The sequence below is a fragment of the Flavobacteriales bacterium genome (assembly GCA_016715895.1).
Lineage (GTDB): Bacteria > Bacteroidota > Bacteroidia > Flavobacteriales_F > PHOS-HE28 > PHOS-HE28.
Genome location: JADJXH010000003.1, coordinates 518,772 through 543,840, shown reverse-complemented (window position 1 = coordinate 543,840; position 25,069 = coordinate 518,772). Strand labels below are relative to the sequence as shown.

The following is a 25,069-nucleotide window of genomic DNA, read 5'->3' as shown; positions in this document are numbered from 1 at the left end:
TCGGTCATCGTTCGTGGTGATCGTGAAAAACCGTCAAGGACCGGCCGATGCGCTCCACAACGCCGACGACCAGGGCATTGCCCATGAAGAAGGCCCTCCAGGTGTCCGGAGCTCCGGCGGTATGGTCATCCGGGAACATGTTCAACCGCTCCAGTTCGATCGGGGTCAGTCTGCGGTACCGCCGGCCGTCCACGCACACCACATGCTTGAACCGGGAGGGTGCTTTCCCGCCCTCGCCGGTGACCAGCGTGCGTCCTGGCCTGTCCAGCGGATCGGGGAAGGCCATCGCGCCTTCGCTGTAGTTGTAGGCGAACCCGTTCCGCGACACATGGCGCGCTTCTCGCTTGGCGCCTTTCAGGTAGCGCCACCGCTTCAGTTCGGAGCGGGGGATCCGGAAGGCGTCCGGTACCGCTTCTTCGGATTGAAGGATGTCGCCCAACGTGGTGAACGGACCGGGGTGGACGGCGACCACGTCCCGGGTGAGCACCACACCGTTGAGCATCACCCCTGCGTTGCCGAACGGGGACCGGTCCCCGTTCCGGTTGAACCGCTCGGACAGCTTGCGCAGATCGCGCTCCAGCTGAAGGGACGGCCTTTCGTGCTTGAGAGCATACGGGAAGGCCCCGGCCAGAACCCCATCAGCCTCCAGCTGTTCGGGTTTCAACGGGCTCATCCGATCCAGCCGGTGGCCCACCAGGAAGACCCTGCGGCGACGCTGTGGCATGCCATAGTCGGCCGCATTGATCACCCGCCATTCCACCGCATAGCCCAGCCCCCAGAGCGAGCTCAGCATCACCGCCAGATCGCGGCCCCGCTGACCGGCCGGTGAGCCCAGCAGCCGGTCCACGTTCTCCAGCACCAGATGGGACGGCGGATGCGGATGGTCGCGCAGCAGCCGATGGATCTGCCACCAGAGCACTCCTTTGCGGCCCACCAGGCCGCGGGCGTTCCGCAACGTGCTGGCCACGGAATAGTCCTGGCAAGGGAAGCCCCCCACCAGCACGTCATGCGCGGGCACCTCCGCCACCGGAACAGTGGCGATGTCGCGGTTGTCATGGTGCTGGTCACCGAAGCGGTCCACGTAGATGGCCGAGGCATGTTGTTTTCTTCGGCCGGGCTCCCACTGGTTGCTGTACACGACCTGATAGCCTCCGGCGCGTTCCAACCCCAGGCGGAAGCCGCCCACCCCGGCGAAGAGCTCGGCGACACGCAGGGTGCAGGTCGTGCGTGGTCGGCCGCGGCTCATGGGTGCCAAATATCGTCCACAACGGAAAGGTCCGGCCAACGCCGGACCTTTCTTCGAGCGGGAAACGGGGCTCGAACCCGCGACCCTCAGCTTGGGAAGCTGATGCTCTACCAACTGAGCTACTCCCGCCTGCGTACGCACCGCCACAATCCGCCGAGCGACGTACGGCGGCGAAGATAGAACGATGGGCGCGCTCGGGCCTTTCTCCGGGGCGGTGGACCTTAACCTAATTTTGACAGGTCCTTAACGTCACACCCTCATAGCCCACCTTGCTTTGCAGCCGACCAATGTGAACATGGCGGGAACCCTTGCACCCAAGGTGCTTCTGGTGGACGATGAACCGGACATCCTGGAGCTGCTCCGGTATAACCTGGAACGCGAAGGGTATCGCGTGGCCACCGCGCAGAACGGCAAGGATGCACTGCGCATCGCCAAGGCGGAACGGCCCGACCTGGTCGTTCTCGACATCATGATGCCCGGAATGGACGGGGTGGAGGTGTGCAATCAGTTGCGGCAGATGCCCGACATGAAGCATGCGCTGATCACCTTTCTCACCGCCCGTGGAGAGGACTACAGCCAGATCGCGGGCTTCGAGGCCGGCGCGGACGACTACATCACCAAGCCGGTGCGCCCGAAGGTGTTCGTCAGCAAGGTGAAGGCGCTGCTGAAGAGGAGCCCCGGCGATCGGAATGAAGGGCAGATGCTGGAGGCCAGCGGTATCCGCGTCGACCTGGAGAAAGTGCTGGTCTTCAAAGGCACCGAGGAATTACAGCTGCCCAAGAAGGAGTTCGAGCTTCTGGTCCTGCTGATGAGCAAGCCCGGCAAGGTGTTCAAGCGGGAGGAGATCTACGCGCACATCTGGGGCAACGAGTTGTTTGTAGGCGACCGCACCATCGACGTTCACATCCGAAAGCTGCGTGAGAAGATCGGCGAGACGCGGATCCGCACCATCAAAGGGATCGGCTACAAGTTCGACGCCTGAGCCGAAGCCACCTATATTTGCCGCCCTCATCGCCCGGGAGCCCTCCCGGTCCATGGAGCTACGGGGTGTAGCTCAGCCCGGTTAGAGCGCTACGTTCGGGACGTAGAGGCCGGTGGTTCGAATCCACTCACCCCGACCAGACCAAGCCCTGGCGACGAAGTCGCCGGGGCTTTTGCATGCGTGAACGAGCCAGGCAAAGCTTGAGCGAGGGCATGCACGAAAAAGCCCCACGACGCGAAGCGACGTGCAGGGCTTGCGTATCAATCCCCCCCCTCTGGAAAGCCCGTCTTCGGGCAATCCACTCACCCCGAAAGGGATAAGCCCCGGCGAACAGATCGCCGTGGCTTTTGCATTCCCGGGCGGGCGATGCGGCGCTTCTGAAGGCCTTGCCCCGTGGCCCCAGGCGCGGTATGCACCCAAGAGGGTCGCACCCGGCCGATCGCCTCGTTCTCAGGGGGTTTCTGTCCACCGTTGCCTGGGGTGGTCCGACCGTTCGTCGAACAGGGCCATTTTTCCGTCCCCGGAGAGGCATCCCTCATGACCAGGCCAGCGTCTTCCCGATGGAACCTATGTCACGCGCCTACAAAATAGCGTTGATCCTCAAGAGCCGCAGCAGCCTGCCGGTCTACAAGGACCTCACGAAGCTCACCGACCGTGAGCTGGATGAACAGGTGCTGGCGCTGGTGTCCCGCATGCGTCGCAACGAGAGCGCCGTCATCGCGCGGATGGTCCTGCGCCAGCCCACCTTCAGCCTCAACTGACGGAGGGCGACCGAAGGCACACTTGGCAGGAGGAACCCAAGGACCGATCCTCATGGTCCAATGGGTTTCCAAGCTTCTGTGTTGATCGTATACAAAGAGCGGACGCGAGCCTGCCCGGTCATCAGCTACCGGTCGACAGCTTGGTCGGAGTGTTCCTGCGTACGGACCACCTTGGGATGGTCCAGGTTCATCGGACCCGTTCGTTGAGCCCGCGTGTTCGTTCGCAGCGCGAATAGGCACGCGTGAGCGAGGGTCTGCACCCGTTCCACTCCCGGGCGGTCTTGGAACCAAGCCGGGGTCTCCCGGACGGTCCTCATGGGACCGGGACGAAGGTGCCCCCTGCCATGAACCGGATGGTGTTGGGCGAACACGCGAAGCGCATTGGGCCTGCGTAAACGGCGCTCCTATATTTGCCACATCAGCAACACCATGAGCGACCATCATCACGAAGGGCACTTTCCCGAAGAGGCGGAACAGAACGAGATCGGAGGTCCGGTCGTGCTGGCCTTGATGATCCTGGCCAGCATTGTGCTGATCATCTGGGCGGCAAGCTAGTTGCCCAGGTCACCCGAGCGTGCCAGATACTCGTCCCGTCGGACGAGCATGAACCAGTTCTCCCCCAGGTCGAGGTAGCCCTGCTCGAAGCAGAACACGTAGGTGTTACCTGCTTTCGTGCGGTGCACGTTGGTGTGGTACATGAAGTTGAAGCCGCGCTCGATCAGCTTGTCACGGTGCACCCGTGTTTTCCCTTCCGGCCCCGTGTTCAGTTCGCTGAGCACCCTTCGGTTCCGCTTCAACGCGTTCACCACATTGCGCACATAATTGATGGGGGCGTTGTTCGCCTGATAATGATACTGATTGCGGCACGCGTCGGAACAGAAGCGCTTATCCAGGCGCCCCACGATGCGCTCCCCACATTCCAGGCACACACGTTCGTTGGCAGCGGGCATGATGCGAAAAATACGTGATCACCGGCAACCGTGGCGCTGAACGCGCGGTTGAGCCCGATACCTTGTGAGCATGGGATCGACGCCCTTGCTGGCCTTCACCCCGCGCGGCATCTGGTGCGCGCCGGCCGATGTGTACATCGACCCCTGGCGGCCGGTGGACCGGGCCATCATCACCCACGCGCACAGCGATCACGCCCGCCGTGGCAGCCGGCATTACCTCGCTTCCCCCACGACCAAGGCCCTGATGCACGCACGGCTGGGTGAAGATCTGCGCATCGACACGCTGCAGCCTGGGCAGAGCGGCACCATGAACGGGGTGAATTTCTCGCTCCACCCGGCGGGCCACATCCCCGGCAGCATGCAGGTACGGGTGGAATACAAGGGCGAGGTGTGGGTGGCCACCGGCGACCACAAGCGGCACACGGACGGCATCAGCGACCCCTTCGAACCGGTGCGCTGCCACACCCTCATCACCGAGTGCACCTTCGGGCTGCCGATCTATCGATGGAAGGAACCGCGCGTGGTGTTCGATGAGATCAACGCGTGGTGGCGTGGCCATGCGGCGAACGGCGTGTGCTCGGTGATCAGCGCCTACAGCCTGGGCAAGGCACAGCGCGTGATGACCGGCGTGGACCCGAGCATCGGTCCGATCCTGGTGCACGGTGCCGTGGCGAACATGAATGAGGTGCTGCAGGACTGCGGGCTGGAACTGCCGCCGTGGGAGCATATCAACAAGGACACTCCGAAGAAGCGGTTCAGGAACGCGCTGGTCATCACACCTGGCTCAGCCTTGGATACGCCTTGGACCAATCGGATGAAGCCCTACAGCACGGCCATGGCCAGTGGATGGATGCAACTGCGCGGCTGGCGGCGCCGTGGCAATATCGACAAGGGTTTCGTCCTCAGCGACCACGCCGATTGGGACGCGCTGCTGCTGGCCGTGAAGGAAAGCGGCGCCGAACGGGTGATCGCGACCCACGGGTACACGGATCTGTTCAGCCAGTACCTGCGGAGCGTTGGGGTTGATGCGGCGGCAGAGTCCACGGAATTCAAGGGAGAAGGTGGTGGTGAGGTCATCAGCGAGGGTGCGGAAAGCACCCGTAGCGTCGACCCAACGGGTCGACCCGAAAAGCCCGCGCCATGAAGAGGGAAGCTGCCCTGTTCGACGCCCTCGACGCCACCACGTCCACCACCGCGAAAGTGGACGCCTTGTCCGCCTATTTCCGCGAAGCGGACAATGCCGACAAGCTGTGGGTGATCGCGCTGCTCAGCGGGCGGCGCCCGAAACGCCCGGTGACCAGCACCCAGCTCCGCAAATGGGCCGCGGAGGTCAGTGGCATCCCCGACTGGCTTTTCGAGGCGAGCTACCACGTGGTGGGCGACTTCGCAGAGACCGTGACGCACATCGCCAAGCTGGAAGAGCGCATGGTGAAGCCCCTGGCGGAATGGGTACGGTATGTGGAGGATCTGAAGGACCTGCCCGAGGAGGAGAAGGCCGTGCGCGTGAAAGCCGCGTGGGCGGGGCTGGAGGGCATGGAGCTCTTCGTCTTCAACAAGATCATCACCGGCGGGTTCCGCATCGGCGTGAGCCAGAAGGTGATGGTGAAGGGCCTGAGCAAGGCCACGGGGGTGGACGAGGACACTCTGGCGCACCGGCTGATGGGCCACTGGAGTCCGCACTCCACCACCTTCCACGACCTGGTGCTCGGTGCCAACGAGGGCGATGACCACAGCCGCCCCTACCCCTTCTACCTGGCTTACGGCATTGAGGGTCCCGAGGGAACGGCTGCAGGTGCCGGGCTGGAGGACCTGTTTCCGCTGGGCGACCCACGCGAATGGCAGGCCGAGCACAAGTGGGACGGCATCCGCGGGCAGCTCATCGTGCGCGGTGGCCAGCACTACGTGTGGAGCCGCGGGGAGGAACTGGTCACCGACAAGTTCCCCGAGCTCGAGGCGCTGCAGAAGGCCCTGCCTGACGGGACCGTGCTCGATGGCGAGATCCTCGCATGGAAGGATGGTGCGCCCCTCTCCTTCGCCGAGCTGCAGAAACGCATCGGCCGCAAGAGCGTTGGGAAGAAGCTACTGGCCGATGTGCCCGTGATCTTCATGGCCTACGACCTGATGGAGCATACGGGCGAGGACATCCGTCAGCGGCCGCTCAGCGAACGACGCACGCTGTTGGAGGACATCGTGTCCAATGCGGGCCAGCCGATGCTTACCCTCTCGGCCACGCTGCCCTTCGCTTCGTGGGAGGAGATCGTGGCGCACCGCGAGCATGCGCGCACCGCCAGCATCGAGGGCCTGATGCTGAAGCGGCTCAGTAGCACCTACGAAGTAGGTCGCCGCCGCGGCGATTGGTGGAAATGGAAGGTGGACCCGCTGAGCGTCGACGCCGTGCTCACCTTCAGCATGCAGGGCCACGGCCGCCGCGCCGATCTGTACACCGACCACACCTTCGGGCTCTGGCACAACGGTGAGCTGGTCACCTTCGCCAAGGCCTACAGCGGCCTCACCGATGCGGAGATGCTGGAGGTGGACGCCTTTGTGAAGAAGAACACGCTGGAGCGCTTCGGTCCGGTGCGGCAGGTGAAGCCTGAGCTGGTGTTCGAGGTCGCCTTCGAGGGCATCAGCCCCAGCACGCGCCATAAGAGCGGCGTGGCGGTGCGGTTCCCACGGATAGCCCGTTGGCGGAGGGACAAGAAGCCGGAGGATGCGAACACGCTGGATGACCTGAAAGGATTGATCAGATGATCAGGCGATCAGAAGATCAGAAAATGCCGGGAGCGCACCCTGCATTGGAGCAATGGTTCGAAGCCCAAGGCTGGAGCCCTCAGCCCTTCCAGCGGGAGGTGTGGGCGTACATGGCCGAAGGGCGCAGCGGCCTGCTGAACGCGCCCACCGGCACGGGAAAGACCTACGCGGTATGGGGCGGTGTGGTGAACCATGCGCTGCAGCATCCTTCCAAGGCGCAAGGCCTGAAGGCCATTTGGATCACGCCTTTGCGCGCGCTGGCCGGCGAGATCGCGGAGAGCGCCCAGCGGATGTGCGACGGGGTGGGCCTGGACTGGAAGGTGGGCGCGCGTACCGGCGACACCAGCACCAAGGAGCGCGCGGCACAGAAGAAGGCCCTGCCGCAGTTGCTCGTCACCACACCCGAGAGCCTGCACGTGCTGCTGGCCACCAAGGGTTACGCGGAGCTTTTCAAGCACCTCGACTGGTTCATCGCCGATGAGTGGCACGAGCTGCTGGGCAGCAAGCGCGGCGTGCAGGTGGAGCTGGCCCTGAGCCGCCTGAAGGCCTTGCGGCCGCAGCTGGGTATCTGGGGCATCAGCGCCACGATCGGGAACCTGGAAGAAGCGATGACGGTCCTGCACGGCACCGACATCGTAGATCGCACCAGTAGCGTCGACCCACCGGGTCGACCTACCCCTGTATTGGTGCGAAGCACCCTCCGCAAACCCATCGAGGTCCGCAGCATCATCCCGGAGGAGGTGGAGCGCTACCCGTGGGCCGGGCACCTGGGGCTGAAGCTGGCGCACCGCCTGTTGCCGATCATCGAGCAGAGCACCAGCACGCTGATCTTCACCAACACCCGCGCGCAGAGCGAGATCTGGTACCACCACCTGCTGGACATCGCACCGGAGCTGGCGGGCACCATCGCCCTGCACCACGGCAGCCTGGACCGCGAGGTGCGCGAGTGGGTGGAGAAGGCGCTGGACGAAGGGCGGCTGAAGGCCGTGGTGTGCACCAGCAGCCTGGACCTGGGCGTCGACTTCCGTCCGGTGGAGACCGTGGTGCAGGTGGGCGGACCGAAGGGCGTGGCGCGCTTCGTGCAACGCGCCGGACGCAGCGGCCACAGACCTGATGCCGTGAGCCGCATCTGGTTCCTGCCCACACACGCGCTGGAGCTGGTGGAGGCCTCCGCGCTGCGACAGGCCACCGAGGAAGGCAGCATCGAGGCCCGGCAGCCGCTGTTCCGCTGCTTCGATGTGCTGGCCCAATACCTGGTGACCCTGGCCGTGAGCGACGGCTTCTCCCCGGCCACGCTCTATGACGAAGTGCGGTCAACCTGGTGCTTCCAGGACATCACGCCCGAGGAATGGGACTGGCTGCTTACCTTCATCACCACCGGTGGGAAGAGCCTCACGGCCTACGAGGAGTTCCGCAAGGCCGTGGTGGATGCCGACGGTATGGTGCGCGTGCATGACCGCCGCATCGCACTGCGCCACAAGCTGAGCATCGGCACCATCGTGGGCAGCGAGAGTTACGCCGTGAAGCTGCTGGGCGGTGGCCGCATCGGCACGGTGGAGGAATGGTTCATCAACCAGTTGAAGCCCGGCGATGTGTTCTGGTTCGCGGGGCGCAGCCTGGAGTTCGTGCGCGTGCAGGGGCTGGTGGCGCAGGTGCGCAAGAGCCGCGAGCAGAAGGGCAAGATCCCCAGCTGGCAGGGCGGAAGAATGCCCTTGACCAGCTACATGGCCAAGGTGCTTCGGGCGCAGCTCACCGATCCCGGACGCAACGCGGAGATGGCCACCGTGCAGCCCATCCTGGAGCGCCAACGTGAAGCGAGCATCGTACCCAGCGAGGATGAGCTGCTGATCGAGCGCTTCGAGAGCCGCGAGGGGCACCACGTGGTGATCTACCCCTTCGAGGGGAGGCTTGTGCATGAGGCCATGGGCTCGCTCCTCGCCTTCCGCATGAGCCTGCTGAAGCCCATCACCTTCAGCATCGCCATGAACGACTACGGCTTCGAGCTGCTCAGCGACCAACCCATCCCCATCGAGGAGGCGCTGGACAACGACCTGTTCAGTCCGCAGGACCTGCTGAGCGACCTGCAGCGCAGCCTGAACGCCACCGAGATGGCCCGGCGCAAGTTCCGCGACATCGCCAGCATCGCGGGGCTGGTGTTCAAAGGCATGCCGGGGCGTCCGTTGAAGGAGCGGCATATGCGCGCCAACAGCGGCCTCTTCTTCGACGTGTTCCGCGAGCACGAGCCCGACCACCTGCTGCTGCGCCAGGCCTACGACGAGGCCTTCGATGTGCAGATGGAACTGCCGCGCATGCGCGAAGCCTTGGAGCGCATCCAGCGCCAGCGGATCGTGCTGAAGGACCCGGGCCGGTTCACGCCCTTCGCCTTCCCCATCCTCGTGGACCGCCTGCGGGAGAAGCTCACCAGCGAGCAGTTGGAGGACCGGATCAGGAAGATGACGGAGCGGTTGGAGAAGGCGTGACCGTCCCCCTCGGTGCCGCTTCGCTTGTTTTGAGATTTCTAAAGTTGTACTTTAGGATTCTCAAACATGCGCTACACCGACCGAGACCTGGGAACGGTACTGCTGAAGGCCTCCCGCTCCTTCCCCGCCGTGGTGCTCACGGGTCCGCGCCGCGCGGGCAAGACCGTGCTGCTGCGGAAGCTCTTCCCCAAGGCCTCGTACACCCTGCTGGAAGACCCCGACGTGATCGCCCGCATGCGCGCCGACCCGCAGGGCTTCCTCGATGAGCTGAAGCTTCCCGCGATCCTCGACGAGGTGCAGAACGTGCCCGAGCTCTTCTCCTACGTGCGCTCCCGCATCGACCGGAACCCTCGGCGCACGGGGCAGTGGTTCCTCACCGGCTCGCAGGAGGCCGCGCTCATGGGCGGTGTCACCGAATCGATGGCGGGGCGCGCGGCCGTGCTGCAGCTGTACCCCTTGTCCATCACGGAATCGCCGCGCGTGGGGATGCTGCACGGCGGCTACCCCGAGGCCGTGGCGCGGCCCAAGGGCGCGGCGCTGTGGTTCAGCAGCTACGTGCAGACCTACCTGGAACGCGACGTGCGCGCCGTGACCAACGTCCGCGACCTGGCCACCTTCCGGCGCTTCATGGCCCTGCTGGCCACACGGCACGGGCAGGTGCTCAACCGCACCGAACTGGCCGCACCGCTGGGCGTGAGCGTGCCCACCATCAACCAGTGGCTGGGCGTGCTGGAGACCACCCAGCAGCTGCTCATCGTGCCGCCCTTCTACGAGAACCTGGGCAAGCGCCTCATCAAGTCGCCCAAGGTGTACTACGCCGACAGCGGGCTGGCCTGCCACCTGCTGGGCATCACCACGGCGGCCGAGCTGGAGCGTTCGCCCTTCCTGGGCGCGCTGTGGGAGGGCTTCGTGGCCGCCGAGCTCATCAAGCGGCAGGTGAACAGCGGCCAGCGCCGCGAGCTCTACCACTTCCGCGACCAGCAGGGGCTGGAGGTGGACTTCCTGGTGCCCACGCCCAACAGCGGGGTGGACATGATCGAGTGCAAGGCCTCGCGCACACCGGTGCCCGGCATGGCCGCTGCATTGGCACAGCTCACCAAGGCTTTCGAAGAAAAACGCAAGCTGGCCCGCCCCGCACGTTGCTTCATCCTGCACCGGAAGGGCGACCGACGAACGCCTGAAAGCCTTGCCCATGGCGTTAAAGCGATGGAGCTGATGCAGTGGATGGAGCGCATGTGAGCCTTCGGACAGTTTTGAGTTATTTAAAGTTATACTTTAGGAATCTCATGAACTAAAGCTCGATGGGCCGATCATTCAGGCGCCAGGCCCAGCTGAAGTGGACCCTGCTCAGCTACCCAAGGATCGGAGCACCTCGCTCCCGCCATTCGGCCGCGATCCCTCACCTTCGGGCAGCACCGACCATCATGCACATGCGTCCTCTCACCCTTCTGTCAGCCCTGATCCTGTTCATCAACGTCCACGCCCAAGGCCCCGACCTGGTGGGCTACTGGCACAACTGGAACGACGGCAACGCGCCCTACCTGGAGCTTAGCCAGGTGGACCCGCGCTACACGGTGATCGAGGTGAGCTTCGCCGTGCCCGCGGTGGGCAGCACGTACGACATGGTGTTCGCCCCGGCCGAGACCGCGCCCGCCACCTTCATCGCTGATGTGGCCGCGCTGCAGGCCCAGGGCAGGAAGGTGTTGATCAGCATCGGCGGGGCCAACGCCACGGTGCATTTGGACAGCGATGCCGAGCGCGACCAGTTCGTGAGCAGCATGCTGGGCATCCTCGACACCTACGGCTTCGACGGCCTGGACATCGACCTTGAGGGCGCGTCGGTGGCCATCAGTGGCGGCACCATCGCCACCCCCACCGATGCCCGCATCACCCGCCTGATCGATGCGGTGAACAGCATCGCCGACCAGTACGAGGCCGCGAACGGTGTGCCCATGATGCTGACCATGGCGCCCGAGACCGCCTACGTGCAGGGCGGCATGAGCGCGTACGGCGGCATCTGGGGCGCGTACCTGCCCATCATCGATGCGCTGCGGAACCGCCTGGACATCCTGCAGGTGCAGCTGTACAACAGCGGCAGCATGTACGGCATCGACGGCGGCATCTACACCCAGGGCACGGCCGACTTCATCGTAAGCCAGACCGAGGCGCTGCTGCAGGGCTTCACCACGGGCGGCGGCTTCTTCGCCCCGCTGCCGCCGGAGAAGGTGGCCATCGGCCTGCCTGCCTGTCCGCTCGCGGCCGGTGGCGGCTACGTAACGCCCGTTGTGCTGGAGCAGGCTGTGGACTATCTGCGCGGAGTGGGCAACCAACCAGGCAGCTACCAGCGTATGGGGACCTACCCCACCCTGCGCGGGCTGATGACCTGGAGCATCAACTGGGACGCCACCGCGAACTGCGCCACACCTGATGAGTACGCCCAGGCTTTCGAGGACATCTTCGGCGTTGTCACATACACCGGTGAAGCACAACACGTTGATGTCAACGTTTGGCCGATGCCTGTGGATGCGGGCTTGCTGCACATCGGCGGCCTCCAAGGCGGCGAGGACCTGACCCTGCTGGATGCCCTGGGCCGCGTGGTGGCTGCGGAACGCGCCGCATCCGATCGCGCCGTGCTCGCCATCGACCTGCCCACGGGCGCCTATGTGCTGCGTGTGGAGCGGGATGGTGCCCCGGTGATCGGCCGACGCGTGGTGGTGGTACGCTAAGCGTGCCGCTTGGAGACCAGCTTCTCCACCTCCACCCCGAAGAAGACCACGGACGATAGCGCCGTGACCACGAGGAACTCCTCCAGCGTGAGCGCCTGGGTGTGGAAGATCTCCTGGAACACCGGCACGAAGGTGACCATGGCCTGAAGGCCGAAGGTGAGTGCCACAGCGCCAAGCAGCGCGGGATTGGAGAGGAACCTGGTGCGGAAGAACGAGCGCTCGGTGCGGATGGCCCAGACATGGCCCATCTGGCTGAGGCAAAGCACGTTGAACGCGATCGTCTGCCCATGGGCATGGCCGGTACCGATGGCCCAGGCCTGCGCGGCCAGCGTGATGCCACCCATGAGCAGGCCCACCCAGAAGATGTGAAAGGCCATGCCATGGGCGAAGATGCTCTCCTTGGGATGGCGCGGCGGCCTGCGCATGACATCGGACTCGGCCGGTTCCTTGGACAGGAAGAGGCCGGGCAAGCCATCGGTGACCAGGTTGATCCACAGGATGTGCACCGGCAGCAGCGGGATGGGCAGGCCGATGAGCGGTGCCAGGGCGATGGCCCAGATCTCGCCGGCGTTCGAGGTGAGGGTGTACTTGATGAACTTCCGGATGTTGTCGAACACCCGGCGCCCTTCGCGCACGGCCTGGGCCAGCGTGGCGAAGTTGTCGTCGAGCAGCACCATGTCGGCCGCCTCGCGCGACACATCGGTGCCGGTGATGCCCATGGCCACGCCGATGTCGGCGCGCTTGAGGGCCGGCGCGTCGTTGACGCCATCGCCGGTCATGGCCACGAAATGCCCGTGCTCCTGCAGGGCGGCCACGATGTCGAGCTTCTGCTCGGGCGAAACACGGGCGATCACGCGGAGGTGGTCCACCCGCTCACGCAGGGCCCTGGCATCGAGCTTCGCGAGCGCTGCGCCGGTGATCACACTGCGCGGGTCCTCCGCTTCAGCCGGGCCCAGAAGGCCGATGCGCCGGGCGACGGTGCGCGCGGTGACGGGGTGGTCGCCGGTGATCATCACCGTTCGAATGCCGGCGCCGTGGCAATCGGCGATGGCCTGCGGCACCTCGTCGCGCGGCGGGTCCTGGATGCCCGCGAGACCGAGCAAGGTGATCTCTCGTTCCAGGGGGTGCGGGTCCTCGGGTAAGGGCCCCGGCGGCAGTTCGCGCCAGCCCAGGGCCATGACACGCAGCCCCTCGGCGGCGAGGCGGTCGGCCTCGGTGCGCCAGCGGGGATCGGCCGAAGGCACGCGTTCCCACAGGGATTCGAGCGCGCCCTTGATGAAGAGCTGGTGGCGGCCGTCGGAGAGGCGGTGGATGGTGCTCATGCACTTGCGCACGGCATCGAAGGGCACTTCGGCCACGCGCGGCAGCTGAAGTTCGACTTCAGCCTTCAGCACACCATTGGCCTCGGCATGCTCGAAGAGCGCGAGCTCGGTGCCCTCACCCACCGGACCATCGGGTCCTGGCAGCACGTCGTTGCTCAGTGTCATGGCCTGGAGCAGCCGCGCGCGCTGCGCCTCGTCCAGCACCACGAGCTCCTCCACACGCATGCGGTTGCGGGTGAGCGTGCCGGTCTTGTCCGTACAGATCACGGTGACAGAGCCGAGCGTCTCCACTGCGGCCAGCCGGCGCACGAGGGCCTCCTGCTTCACCATGCGGGCGGCGGAGAGGGCCAGCGACACGGACATCAGCGCGGGCAGGGCCTCGGGGATGGCGGCCACGGCCAGCGAGATCGACGTGAGCAGCAACGTGAGCGGATCGCCGCCACGCAGCCAGCCCACCGTGAACAGCACTGCACAGATGGCGAGCACGGCCGCGGCCACCACCTTGCCGAAGGCGGCCATGCGCTTCTGCAGGGGCGTGGCGCTGATGCCCTGGTCCAGCAACTGGGCGATGCGTCCCATCTCGGTACGCATGCCGGTGGCCACCACGATGCCCTCGCCGCGACCCTTGGCCACCACGGTGCCCTTGAAGCCCATGTTGCTGCGGTCGCCGAGCGGGAGGTCCTCCCCTTCCAGCTCACCGGGCTGCTTCATGGTGTCGAGCGATTCGCCGGTGAGCGCGGCCTCATGTATGCGCAGGCCGTGGCAGGCGGTGAAACGCAGGTCGGCGGGCACCACTTGTCCCGCTTCGAGCAGCACCACATCGCCGGGCACGAGCTCACGAGCAGGCAGGGTACGAAGCGCGCCGCCGCGCCGCACGGTGGCCTGCGGGGCCGCCATACGCCGCAGGGCCTCCAGCGCCTTCTCCGCGCGGAACTCCTGCACCACACCGATCACCGCGTTCACGCCCACGATGGCCAGGATGATGAGGGTGTCCGTGAGATCGCCGATGGAACCTGCAACGATCGCTGCGGCGAGCAGCACCAGGATCATCAGGTCCTTGAACTGGGCAAGAAAGAGGCCGAGCAGCGTGCGCCGGCGCTTGCCCTCCAGTTCGTTCGGGCCTTGCTCGAGCAGGCGGTCCGCCGCATTGGCCTCGCTCAAGCCCTGCTCGCCCACGCCCAAGGCCTGGCGCAGTTCGCCGAGATCCAGCAAGTGCCATTTCATGGTTCACGAGATGCGGTAGAGGAGGATCAGGTTTACTATGTAAACCACGAGGATCAGGAAAGTGTCCCAAGCGAGCAGGAAGCGTTTGGGCGCCGTGCGGAAATTGAGCCCAACGATGACGATGGCGCTCATGATGATGGTGCTGAGGACCGACAAGAGGTGCGCATCAGAAGCCTCCTTCAGCAGGAACCCACCGCGGTACACGAGGTCGTCGATCGAGAGGATGACGATGTTGAAGAGGTTGCTTCCGAGCAGGTTGGATACGGCCATATCCAACGCACCGATGCGCAGTGCCGCGACCGATACGGCCACTTCGGGCAATGAGGTCGACAAAGCCAGAAGGAGGGTGCCTACGAAGGACGCCTTCATACCTGTCTCCTCGGTGATGGTCTCGGCGAAGCCGGGCAGGAACAGTGCGGCGGCGATGACCACGGCGGCATGCACGGCATACCAACCCAATACGCGACCGAGCCCCGTCCTGCCCGGCGCTTCCGTTCCGTCCTGTCCGGCGGCCTGGCCCAGATGCCAGTACACCATCCGCATGGCCACCAGGTAGACGCCGACAAAGACCAGACTGAGCGCGCCCACCCAGCCCATCACCACGTACTGGTCGGGCAGGAAGAGGCCGAAGCCGACCAAAGAGAGGAGTACAATACACAAGGCCGCGCTGAGCACATGCTTGGGCTCGACCATCCGCAACAGGCCCGGTCCGCGGTGGAAGGCATCGAGCACCGAAAGGATGAGCAGGTTGAACACGCAACTGCCGAGCACATCGCCCACGGCGAGGTCGGCGTTGCCATGGATGCCTGCGGATCCGATCCCCACGAAGAGCTCCGGCAACGACGTGACGGTGGCCATGAGGACCAGGCCGAGCCAGGCGCGACCCAGGCCGGTGATCTCGGCAAGGCGGTCGCCGAGGCGGGCGAGGTGTGTTCCACTGAACCAGATGGCAGCGGCGCAGGCACCGAAACCGAGGATGGCGATCAACATGGGTTCGTGGTGAATGTACGTGCCTAAGGAGTCGACCGCTTTGCGACTGAAGTACCTTGGCCGGTATGCTGCCCTTCGACATTGAGATCCATCGCCCAGGCGTTCAATTCACCATGCACCCATGGGGCGGCTTGTTCTGGCGCGAGCGCAACTGGCTGCTGGTCTCCGATCTGCATCTCGGCAAGGCGGCCCATTTCCGCAAGGCCGGTGTGCCGCTTCCGGAAGGCGATGATGCGGCCACCTTGGAGCGGCTCGCGCAGGTGTTGGACCATTTCAAGCCTGACCGGCTGATCATCCTGGGCGATCTGTTCCACAGCGACCTGAACCGGAGCTGGGATGGGTTCGAGGCTTGGTGCCGGTCCCGCAACGAGGAGGTCCACCTCGTGCCGGGCAATCACGACCGGCTCAGCGAACGGCGATATCGGGATGCCGGCCTGATGGTCCATGAGGAGGAGGTCTTGGTGGATGGGATCATCCTGCGCCATGACCCCATGGATCGGAGCGATGAGCGCCCGGGACACCGCATCGGAGGTCACTTGCACCCGGGAGTGGTGCTGAGCGGAGCCGGTCAGCAACGGATCACGCTGCCATGCTTCGTGACAAGCCCGACAAGCACCGTTCTTCCGGCCTTCGGCCTTCGGCAAGGTCTCTTCAAGATCAGGCCCACACCGATGCAGCGCGTTTTCGCGTGCACCCCTACCAGCGTCCTGGACGTCACGGGCGTGTCGCTGCCCATTGGCTCGCGGACCCGCTGAGCACTAGACCGCCCACTCCTCACCGGTACGAAAGACCGTCCCCTTGAAGAGGGCCACGGTGCGCTCCATCTGGTCCGTCACGATCACCTCATAGGTGGCGAACCGCGTGGAGCGGTTCTTTTCCGTTGTGGTCGCCGTAAGGGTATCCCCCGAGCGCACAGGACGCGTATGGGTGATGCTGGTCTCAATGCTCACGGATTGGACGCCATGCGAATTGGATGCGAATGCAAGAGCGCTGTCCGCCAGGCTGTACGCGATGCCCCCGTGCGCGATGGCGAAACCGTTCAGCATCTCGTCCCTGACGGTCATGCGCAGAACACACCGGCCGGGAGCCACCACGAGCCGTTCGATCCCTAACCACCGGCTGAAGGGGTCGCGATCGTACATCGTCGCGACCACGCGTTGAGCCAGGTCATGCGTGTCCATGGTGCCAAGGTAGATGGCTCCGGTGGTCTCTATCGTATGTATGGCCATACATATGTTCATGGGGCTTTCCCACCTTCTCGATCATCCAGGAAATGGGCGGAAATGCTAGACATCCGCTCGGCCAATGCACCCAGGTTGCCCGCCTACGAACCGTATAGGAACAAGTGAAGAGTATTGCTGGCGTTGATGGTTTGTCCCTGTTGATCAGCAGGTTACCGAACGCCAGTACAAAGCGCACCCTAGCCACACATATGTATGGCCATGCATACGTCTTCAGATCCCGCTCCACAGAGAACGACATCCGCAAATCCCTGTTTCAACGGCCTGCTTCCCCGTCAAGCCCAAGGCGGAACACCTTCTACCCTGTCTTGCTGACGATCGAGGCGTGCGCCGCGATATGGCTCTGATCCTCAAGTGAATGAGGGATGCCGGGCAGGGTCGCGGACTGCGCGTCGACTACGCTGAGCAGGCTCACTGGGCCCCTCCTCTGCCACTTGCGCCCGGACCTTAACACCCCCTGTTGCATCTTCGCAGCCTTGTCCAGAACCCATGGCCTCCAACGTTTATCTCATCGATGCGGTCCGTACACCCATCGGGGCCTTCGCCGGAGCCCTTGCACCCGTGCGTGCCGATGATCTGGCCGCCCACGTGCTTCGTGAACTGGTGAAGCGGCAGCCCACCATTGATCCGTCCGCCGTGGACGATGTGATCCTGGGCTGCGCGAACCAAGCCGGTGAGGACAATCGCAACGTGGCCCGCATGGCGCTGTTGTTGGCCGGGTTGCCCGTAAGCGTGCCGGGTGAGACCGTCAACCGGCTTTGTGCCAGTGGCATGAGCGCCGTTGTTCAGGCCGGGCGGGCCATCCAAGCGGGTCATGGCGACCTGCTCATTGCGGGCGGAGTGGAGCACATGACCCGCGGCCCTTGGGTGATGAGCAAGACCAGCACTCCCTATGGACGGGACGCTCAACTTTTCGACAGCAGCTTCGGCTGGCGTTTCGTGAATCCCGGCATGAAGGAGAGATACGGTGTGGATCAGATGGGCGAGACCGCGGAGAATCTCCTCGATTCCGCGCCCATCAGCCGTGAGGACCAGGACCGGTTCGCCCTATGGAGCCAGCGCAAAGCCACAGCTGCACTGGACAGTGGGCGCCTGGCTCGCGAGATCGTACCGGTGCCTGTACCCCAGCGGAAAGGTGACCCCAGGATCATGGAGAAGGATGAGTTCATCAAGCCGGCGACCACGCTCGAGGCCCTGGCCGGGTTGAAGCCGGCATTCCGGCGCAACGGATCGGTGACGGCCGGTAATAGCAGCGGTTTGAACGACGGTGCCGCTGCCGTGCTGGTGGCGGGGGATGGCGCCTTGAACCGGTATGGCCTGAGACCCTTGGCGCGGATCGTGACGGCCGCGGTGACAGGGGTGGAACCACGTGTCATGGGCATCGGCCCAGTGAGCGCCACCAAGCTGGCTTTGAAGCGCGCCGGGCTCGGGCTCGACGACATCGGGATCATTGAGCTCAACGAAGCGTTCGCGGCCCAGGTCCTGAGCTGCACGCGCGCACTCGGGATCGCTGATGATGACCCAAGGCTCAATCCCAATGGGGGCGCCATCGCCTTGGGACACCCTTTGGGCATGAGCGGTGCGCGGTTGTTGCACACCGCCGCCCTCGAGCTCCAGGACACCGGTAAGCGATACGCCTTGTGCACCATGTGCATCGGCGTGGGTCAGGGCTATGCCGTCATTCTCGAACGCTGCTGAACTACCTTCACCTCAGCTATTCCAGGACCCCATGTTGCGAACTCTTGCCCTCCTCGCTTTGAGCACCGGTCTGATGGCGGTGGCCCAACAACCACCGAAGGTCCGTGTGAAGGTGAAGGCCGACCTCGGTCGCCGGATCGAGGATGGCACCACCCTGCATACGGTGGTGAAAGGGGATGAAGGGGCCTTGGTCGCCATGCAGGTGCCCGCTGACGCCGAGGTCCTTGGCGGATATCCGCAGACGGGCATGACGTGGGGCCTGGTGACCTACGACCGCGCCACCCTCTCCCCCATCAAGAGCGCAGCGCCCAAGATGGTGTACGGCGAGACCCCGGTGGCGGTGGAAACGGTCGGGCGCCATCAGCGAAAGCTTTGGTTGTTCGGTTCCAAGATCGATCTGGAGCGGTCAGGGGTCCAGGTCCTCCGGCAGGAGATGAATCCCAGGAGCCTCCAAGGTGTGAAGGGAGCCCAGGAACACGTGTTGCTCCCGTTCGATCGGTTCGGCAAGGATCATAGCTGGTTCACGCCTGGCGCCGCGGTCGGATTGATGTGCATCCCCAGTTCGGACACATCCCGGTTCATGCTCACCCTTGACCCCCGCAGCACCCAGCGACCGGGGGCTCCCTGGTTCGCGGCCGTGTTCCACAAGGACATGAGCCTGCATTGGGCGCGCGCCATGGAGGTGGATGCCGCGGTGAAGGAGATCGTTGTGGCCGCTACCGTGCTGGATGGCGATGGTGTGGTCTGGCGACTTGTGAAATGGGTGACCGATCCGGCACCCAAGGTCAAGGAACAGATGGGGTTCTCCTGGGCCGTTGTGCGGATGGACAGCGCGGGACAGCAGCAGGTGGTGCTGGACCTGCCGGGCGCCCCCTACGCTCAGGATGTACGCCTGGCCCTTCGGAAGGATGGTGCGCTGATGGTCGCGGGCACCTATGGCGAGCCCACCCTGCCGCGTGATCGATCAAAAGGCCTGTTCTTCACCACCCTCGACCGCACGACCTTCACCTGGGGGGCGTTCAAGCTGCATACGCTCCAACCGGTGGTGATCAAGGACAGAAAAGAGCTCCAGATGGACATGGTGGCCGAGGACCTTCAGGTGTTCAGCGACGGAGGTGCGGTCCTTCTGGCGAACGAAAGCGCTTTGCGCACCATTCAAAGCAAGAACTTCGCGAACCAGCCGGTCACTCGTGAAAGCTACGTCACCCGTGACCTGCACGTGATGCGTGTGGATGCGAACGGCGAGACGGTATGGTACACCGTCCTGGACCGCGAGATCAACCTGGAGAAACCGGGACGCGGGGCGCCTGTGGCCTTCGTGCAGAATGACCTCCTTCATGTGCTGCTGAACGACGATATGGCCAATGAGGAGCGCCGTAAGTCCGGCGAACCCGTGCCGCCATTGGACGGTGGTGGCGAGGCCCTCCTTCTGGAGTTCAAGGCGGACGGGACCTCAAAGGCCCGCTCCGTGGTGAACGGAGGCGCTGATGTGGCCATCGTGCTGCCCGAGCGGCGCTGGACCGTGGCGCCGAACGAGACCGTCATGCTGGCCGGCTTCAAGCTCCAAGGAGACAAGACGTTCCCGTTGTCCGTGCAGTTCGAACAAGAGACCAGACGCTGATCGGACCGACCTCTGAACCCTCTGCCATGCTCCCTCAGGAACAGATCAACCTGTACATCGCCGAACAGCCTGAATGGCATCGACGCACCCTGGTCCGCCTTCGCCAGCTCATCCACTCGGTGGACGAGACCATCGAGGAGACCTGGCGGTGGAACATGCCTCATTTCGATCATGACGGGATCATGATCGGTACCATCGGGTTGAAACACGCCGTGTGCGTCTGGTTCCACAAGGGCGCCCTCTTGAAGGACGCGCACAAGCTCTTCGACAAGCCCGAGAAAGATGAAGCCAAGGGCATCCGGAAGTACCGGATCGAGGAAGGCGGGGCGATCGATGAAAAGGCCTTCATGGACCTCGTGAAGCAGGCCGTGAAGGTGAACCTCAGTGGCGCAAAGCTTCCGGATGCCAAACCGCTCCGGAAAGCCCTCGTCCTTCCTGAGGAACTGGATGCCGTGCTGCGGAAGGACGACGAGGCCTGGTCGCACTGGGAAGACATGACCGCGGCGCAGCAGCGTGAATACGTGGAGTGGATCACCGACGCACGCAAGGACGAGACCCGCAAACGCCGGGTGGCCGAGGCGTACCAGGATATCCGGGAGGGGCGGACACGGAACGAGCGATACCGCGTCAAGAGCTGAGGCCACCAGCACGAACGGAAAAGCCCCCGGTCCAGGGACCGAGGGCTTCCATCTCCGTAGGGGGCGGTTTACTTCGCCTCCTTGTTGTGGCGCGCGTACCGCTTGTTGAACTTGTCCACCCGGCCAGCGGTGTCGATCAGCATCATCTTGCCGGTGTAGAACGGATGAGAGGTATGGCTGATGTCCAGCTTCACGAGGGGATACTCGTTGCCGTCCTCCCACTTGATGCTCTCCTTGGTGGCCGCGCAACTGCGGCTCAGGAACATGTAGTCGTTGGACATGTCCTTGAACACCACGACGCGGTAGTTCTCGGGGTGGATGCCGTCCTTCATGGTTCTGCGGTTCTCGATCCGCCACTTCGTGCAGCGGGGGCGCAAAAGTAAGCCGGATCGACGAGTTCACCAAATGGTCTTCCGGGCAATGATCGTCCGGCCCCTTCCGTATTGGAGGCCGAGCCATCTTTGCACCCCATGTCGACCCGCACGTTCCTCGCTCTGTCCGCCGGTCTCATCATTCTGGCGGGCTGCCGTAAGGACCTGCGGTTCACCGAGGATGGGGTCACGCTGGACTTCAGCCGCGACACGGTGCTGTTCGACACGGTGTTCACCACGTTGACCACCTCGGTGACCAAGCGCTTCACCGTCCGGAACCCGGACGCCAACGCGGTGAAGGTCGACATCGCCCTGGTCGGCGGAGCCCCCTCGCCGTTCCGGATCAATGTGGACGGCCTCAGCGGAGAGAGCTTTGAGGACGTGGAGATCCTTGGCGAGGACAGCCTGTTCGTGTTCGTCGAAGTGCTGCCGGGTGCCGGCGGGGTGAACACCCCGTTCCTGGTGGAGGACTTCATCCGCTTCAACACCAACGGGGTGGACCAGTCCGTGCTCCTTCAGGTCTGGGGGCAGGATGCGGTGGTGTACCGGCCGGATGAGTTCGTTCAGGGATTCCCCCCCTTCACCTATGTCGCGGGCGGCTTTGACCAGAACGGGAACCAGATCTGTGGGGAGACCGTGGTCTGGACCCCTGAAAAGCCCATCCTCATCCTGGGCTACGCCGTGGTGGACAGCTGCAATGCGCTGGTCATCCAGCCCGGTACGCGGATCTATGTGCATGGAGGGGGTGGGCTGTGGGTCTACAAGTACGGGCGCATCACCGCCCAAGGTCTTGTGGACCAGCCGATCGTGTTCCAGGGCGATCGGCTGGAGCCCGCCTATCAGGATCTGCCCGGCCAGTGGGATCGGATCTGGATCAATGAAGGTGAGGCCAATCAGGACAACGTGTTCGAGCATGTGCAGATTCGGAACGCCCTGATCGGTGTTCAATGCGAGACCTTCCCGCTCGACCCCTTGGCCCCAACGAGCGCGGCCAAGCTCGTCCTGAACAATGTGAGCATCCGGAACTGCTCGGCCGCCGGCATCCTGAGCCGCAACTACCGGATCACCAGCAACAACCTGCTGGTGGCCGATGCAGGGCAATTCTGCATGGCCCTGACCGGCGGTGGTGAGTACTTCTTCAACCACACCACCATCTCCAACTTCTGGTCCTACGATGTGCGGAACGATCCGGCCTTCCTGCTGACCAATACCTATCAGGGCATCGACGGGGTCGTGCAGGTGCGCGACATCACGGGAAGCACCTTCCGGAACGGGGTCATCCACGGGGCCAACAGCAACGAGTTCCTCATCGAACTGGAGCCTGGTGCGACCACGGACTACACCTTCACCAATTACCTGTTCCGCACCGACCAGCCCACCAACGATGGGGTCCACTTCCCCGATCAACCGTCGATCATCCGGAATCTGAACCCGGCGTTCGTGAGCACGGGCGATCAGCACCTCACCTCCGGGTCACCCTGCATCGACCGGGGCATCAACAGCACCATCGAGGCGCTCACGGACCTGGATGGGCAGCCACGCTCCTTCCCGCCCGATCTGGGCTGCTATGAGTACGTGCCCTGAGGCTCCTGCTCAGCGTCCTCGTTCGCGGTCGAAGGCCTTCACGTACGCACCGTTCGCATACACCCGCTGAAGGGCTTCCGCGGCGAGGTCATAATCCGGGCGGATGAGCAGGGCCACCTGGTAATCGGCCGCAGCACTGTCCAGCCGGTCCAGCCGTTCGTACGCCACACCCCGGTTGTACCAGGCCTGGTGATAGTTGGTGTTCAGCTCCGTGGCCTTGGTGAACCAGGCGATGGCACTGCGCGGGTCCTGCCGGTGTTCCAGATGGATGTAGCCGGTGTTGTACGGCGCCAGCGCGTTCAGGCTGTCCACCTCGGCAATGCGGGCGTAGGTGTCCATCGCCAGGCTGTCCTCGCCATGGTCTTGCTGATACATGCCCAGGTTGTACAGGGCTTCCACGCTGTTGGGCCGGATGGCCAGCGCCGATCGGTAGTAGTCCACGGCAAGTCGGTCGTGGAGCCCGGCGTGCAACAGCCCGAGCTGGATGAAGGCACTGTAATGGCCCGGGTCCTGCTCCACCGCCGTGCGCAGGCTGGAAATGGCCAGCGCGGTGTCGCCTGCTTCCTTGTAGATCCACCCTTTGAGGTAGTACCCCTTGGCCAGGTGGGGGTCCATGCGGAGCGCGGTGTTCACCAGCTCCATGGCCTCGCGATGGTGACGGAGCACCAGCTCGATCTCCGCCAGTTTCAACCTCGGCTCGGGCTGATCCGGTGCCAGGGCGATGGCCCGTTCGAACTCGGACCGCGCCCGATCCACCATCGTCTGCCGGTAGTACAGGTCGCCCCGCTCGATCCGGTATCCTGCATGGGTGCTGTCCGCAGCGATGGCCCGTTCCCAGTCCCGGAAGGCCTGCCGGAGGCTGTCCGCCGCGGTGTACAACCGCGCACGCTCGGCGTAGAGCGACGCGTTGGTGGGGTCGGCCACGATCCGCTGCTCAAGCGCGGCCAGCTGTTCGGCAAGGCCGCCCGTGGACGCGGCAGGGACGGTACTGTCGGCGGGCGGCGGGGTCGAGGGCCGGCAGGCCAGCATCATCAGGACGAGCAGGTGGCCGAGGGGGCGTGCGCCGTGGGTCATGGGAACGAAGAAGCCCCTTCCGGGGGAAGGGGCCTCTAAGGTAGGGTCGGACCGGAGGGCGCCTCAGGCGTTTTGAGGAGCGGCTTCCCTTAGACCGTCCTTGATCTTTTTCTCCAGCTCCTCGCACAGCTCCGGATTGTCCTCCAGCAGCTGCCGAACGGCGTCACGGCCTTGACCCAGTTTGTTGTCCTCATAAGCGAACCAGCTTCCGCTCTTCTTGATGATGCCCTGCTCGACACCCATGTCGATGATCTCCCCGGACTTGCTGATGCCCTTTCCGAAGAGAATGTCGAACTCCGTTTTGCGGAAAGGCGGAGCCACCTTGTTCTTCACGATCTTCACCTTGGTGCGGTTGCCCACCGCGTTCTCCCCATCCTTGATCTGGCTGGTGCGACGGATGTCGATGCGGATGCTTGCGTAGAACTTGAGCGCATTGCCGCCGGTCGTGGTCTCCGGGTTGCCGAACATCACCCCGATCTTCTCGCGCAACTGGTTGATGAAGATGCAGCAGCAGCCGGTCTTGCTGATGGTGCCGGTGAGCTTGCGCAGGGCCTTGCTCATGAGGCGTGCCTGCATGCCGGGTGAGGCATCCCCCATCTCTCCTTCGATCTCCGCCCGCGGGGTCAAAGCCGCCACACTGTCCACCACCAAGAGGTCGATCGCGCCCGAGCGGATCAGGTTGTCCGCGATCTCCAGGGCTTGTTCGCCATTGTCCGGCTGGCTGATCAGCAGGTTCTCCGTGTCCACCCCGAGCGCCTCCGCATAGAAGCGGTCGAAGGCATGCTCGGCGTCCACGATGGCCGCGATGCCGCCTTTCTTCTGCACCTCCGCAATGGCATGGATCGCGAGGGTGGTCTTTCCCGAGCTCTCAGGTCCATAGATCTCCACGATCCGGCCCTTCGGATAGCCGCCCACGCCCAAGGCGAGATCAAGGCCCAGCGATCCGGAGGGGATCACCTCGACCTGCTCCACCGCATCGTCCCCCAGCTTCATGATGGCCCCCTTGCCGAAGGTCTTCTCCATCTTGTCCATGGTAAGCTGAAGCGCCTTCAGCTTCTCCTTGTTGATCTCCACCGCTGCCATGTGTTTCGGGTTTGTTGTCGCGTTGATCGTCCGCCTGACCGCTTGACGTCTTTTACGTCAGTCGAACGCCGGACAATTAAGCAACGCGTCACCCCGATCGCCAAAAAAACCGGCGGAAAGTTTTCAACAGGTCGTGTCGCTCCAGCCTGGGTGAAGAAGCGGCAATGCGACTCTGGACCAGCCGAAAGTATCGACGAAACCCTCTTCTTGTTCGATGAAACTTGACAGCGGCGGCCGCTTCGCCGTTGCTTTGTGCCCGTTCGTCCGGCTTCGATCGACCCTGTGGGCTACTTGGACACCAACAGGATCACCGATGAGGACCGCGAA

At 64.2% G+C, this 25,069-nt stretch carries 20 protein-coding genes and 2 tRNA genes; 13 read left to right on the top strand and 9 right to left on the bottom strand.

The window, feature by feature from the left end:
* Positions 1–4: 4 nt before the first annotated feature.
* Positions 5–1,246, bottom strand: a complete 1,242-nt coding sequence (dcm, locus tag IPM49_02475) for a DNA (cytosine-5-)-methyltransferase (protein MBK9273390.1) — start codon at positions 1,244–1,246, stop codon at positions 5–7.
* Positions 1,247–1,302: 56 nt separating this feature from the next.
* A tRNA-Gly gene (locus IPM49_02470) sits at positions 1,303–1,375 on the bottom strand.
* 166 nt (positions 1,376–1,541) lie between these two features.
* On the opposite strand from IPM49_02470, the gene IPM49_02465 reads away from it, so the two are divergent.
* From IPM49_02465 to IPM49_02455, 3 genes are all read left to right on the top strand, one after another.
* Complete coding sequence (locus tag IPM49_02465) at positions 1,542–2,228, top strand: response regulator transcription factor (protein MBK9273389.1); 687 nt, start codon at positions 1,542–1,544, stop codon at positions 2,226–2,228.
* 61 nt (positions 2,229–2,289) lie between these two features.
* Positions 2,290–2,367 (top strand) — tRNA-Pro (locus tag IPM49_02460).
* A 430-nt stretch (positions 2,368–2,797) separates the two neighbouring features.
* Complete coding sequence (locus tag IPM49_02455) at positions 2,798–2,989, top strand: hypothetical protein (protein MBK9273388.1); 192 nt, start codon at positions 2,798–2,800, stop codon at positions 2,987–2,989.
* A 551-nt stretch (positions 2,990–3,540) separates the two neighbouring features.
* Here IPM49_02455 and IPM49_02450 read toward each other — a convergent pair.
* A complete protein-coding gene (locus tag IPM49_02450) occupies positions 3,541–3,939 on the bottom strand; it encodes a hypothetical protein (GenBank protein ID MBK9273387.1) in 399 nt (132 codons plus the stop codon).
* A gap of 70 nt (positions 3,940–4,009) precedes the next feature.
* Between IPM49_02450 and IPM49_02445 the strand changes: the two genes are divergently transcribed.
* The 5 genes from IPM49_02445 to IPM49_02425 all read left to right on the top strand — a co-directional run bounded on the left by IPM49_02445 (position 4,010) and on the right by IPM49_02425 (position 11,896).
* Positions 4,010–5,083 (top strand): ligase-associated DNA damage response exonuclease, encoded by a 1,074-nt coding sequence (locus IPM49_02445; protein MBK9273386.1) that lies wholly within the window; start codon positions 4,010–4,012, stop codon positions 5,081–5,083.
* The gene (locus IPM49_02440; protein ID MBK9273385.1) at positions 5,080–6,690 is read left to right on the top strand and encodes an ATP-dependent DNA ligase; all 1,611 of its coding nucleotides are present in this window, start codon (positions 5,080–5,082) and stop codon (positions 6,688–6,690) included. The genes IPM49_02445 and IPM49_02440 overlap by 4 nt, the downstream gene beginning before the upstream one ends.
* A 23-nt stretch (positions 6,691–6,713) precedes the next feature.
* Complete coding sequence (locus IPM49_02435; GenBank protein ID MBK9273384.1) at positions 6,714–9,170, top strand: ligase-associated DNA damage response DEXH box helicase; 2,457 nt, start codon at positions 6,714–6,716, stop codon at positions 9,168–9,170.
* 66 nt (positions 9,171–9,236) lie between these two features.
* Positions 9,237–10,409: an ATP-binding protein gene (locus tag IPM49_02430; protein ID MBK9273383.1), complete on the top strand. Its 1,173-nt coding sequence runs from the start codon at positions 9,237–9,239 to the stop codon at positions 10,407–10,409.
* A gap of 191 nt (positions 10,410–10,600) precedes the next feature.
* Complete coding sequence (locus IPM49_02425; protein MBK9273382.1) at positions 10,601–11,896, top strand: hypothetical protein; 1,296 nt, start codon at positions 10,601–10,603, stop codon at positions 11,894–11,896.
* Here the strand turns inward: IPM49_02425 and IPM49_02420 are convergent.
* The gene (locus tag IPM49_02420) at positions 11,893–14,442 is read right to left on the bottom strand and encodes a cation-translocating P-type ATPase (protein ID MBK9273381.1); all 2,550 of its coding nucleotides are present in this window, start codon (positions 14,440–14,442) and stop codon (positions 11,893–11,895) included. The two genes, IPM49_02425 and IPM49_02420, sit on opposite strands and share 4 nt — an antisense overlap.
* Positions 14,443–14,445: 3 nt before the next feature.
* Positions 14,446–15,432: a sodium:calcium antiporter gene (locus tag IPM49_02415; GenBank protein MBK9273380.1), complete on the bottom strand. Its 987-nt coding sequence runs from the start codon at positions 15,430–15,432 to the stop codon at positions 14,446–14,448.
* 65 nt (positions 15,433–15,497) lie between these two features.
* On the opposite strand from IPM49_02415, the gene pdeM reads away from it, so the two are divergent.
* Positions 15,498–16,187, top strand: a complete 690-nt coding sequence (gene pdeM / locus IPM49_02410; protein ID MBK9273379.1) for a ligase-associated DNA damage response endonuclease PdeM — start codon at positions 15,498–15,500, stop codon at positions 16,185–16,187.
* A gap of 3 nt (positions 16,188–16,190) precedes the next feature.
* Here the strand turns inward: pdeM and IPM49_02405 are convergent, their stop codons facing one another.
* Positions 16,191–16,613 (bottom strand): hotdog fold thioesterase, encoded by a 423-nt coding sequence (locus IPM49_02405; protein MBK9273378.1) that lies wholly within the window; start codon positions 16,611–16,613, stop codon positions 16,191–16,193.
* A gap of 549 nt (positions 16,614–17,162) precedes the next feature.
* Here IPM49_02405 and pcaF point away from each other — a divergent pair.
* Genes pcaF through IPM49_02390 form a run of 3 tightly spaced genes read left to right on the top strand, consistent with a single transcriptional unit; the run spans position 17,163 to position 20,630 of the window.
* Positions 17,163–18,371 carry a 3-oxoadipyl-CoA thiolase gene (gene pcaF, locus IPM49_02400; GenBank protein ID MBK9273377.1) on the top strand — a complete coding sequence of 403 codons (1,209 nt, stop codon included), beginning with the start codon at positions 17,163–17,165 and terminating at the stop codon, positions 18,369–18,371.
* 31 nt (positions 18,372–18,402) lie between these two features.
* Positions 18,403–19,992 (top strand): hypothetical protein, encoded by a 1,590-nt coding sequence (locus IPM49_02395; protein ID MBK9273376.1) that lies wholly within the window; start codon positions 18,403–18,405, stop codon positions 19,990–19,992.
* A gap of 26 nt (positions 19,993–20,018) precedes the next feature.
* Complete coding sequence (locus IPM49_02390) at positions 20,019–20,630, top strand: YdeI/OmpD-associated family protein (GenBank protein ID MBK9273375.1); 612 nt, start codon at positions 20,019–20,021, stop codon at positions 20,628–20,630.
* A gap of 68 nt (positions 20,631–20,698) precedes the next feature.
* Here IPM49_02390 and IPM49_02385 read toward each other — a convergent pair whose 3' ends face one another.
* Positions 20,699–20,962: a type B 50S ribosomal protein L31 gene (locus tag IPM49_02385; GenBank protein ID MBK9273374.1), complete on the bottom strand. Its 264-nt coding sequence runs from the start codon at positions 20,960–20,962 to the stop codon at positions 20,699–20,701.
* Positions 20,963–21,100: 138 nt separating this feature from the next.
* Here IPM49_02385 and IPM49_02380 point away from each other — a divergent pair, with 138 nt between their 5' ends.
* Positions 21,101–22,585 carry a hypothetical protein gene (locus tag IPM49_02380; protein ID MBK9273373.1) on the top strand — a complete coding sequence of 495 codons (1,485 nt, stop codon included), beginning with the start codon at positions 21,101–21,103 and terminating at the stop codon, positions 22,583–22,585.
* Positions 22,586–22,594: 9 nt separating this feature from the next.
* Here the strand turns inward: IPM49_02380 and IPM49_02375 are convergent, their stop codons facing one another.
* Complete coding sequence (locus tag IPM49_02375) at positions 22,595–23,659, bottom strand: tetratricopeptide repeat protein (GenBank protein MBK9273372.1); 1,065 nt, start codon at positions 23,657–23,659, stop codon at positions 22,595–22,597.
* 63 nt (positions 23,660–23,722) lie between these two features.
* On the bottom strand, positions 23,723–24,742 hold the full coding sequence (recA, locus tag IPM49_02370) for a recombinase RecA (GenBank protein MBK9273371.1): 1,020 nt from the start codon (positions 24,740–24,742) through the stop codon (positions 23,723–23,725).
* Between the last annotated feature and the right edge of the window lie 327 nt (positions 24,743–25,069).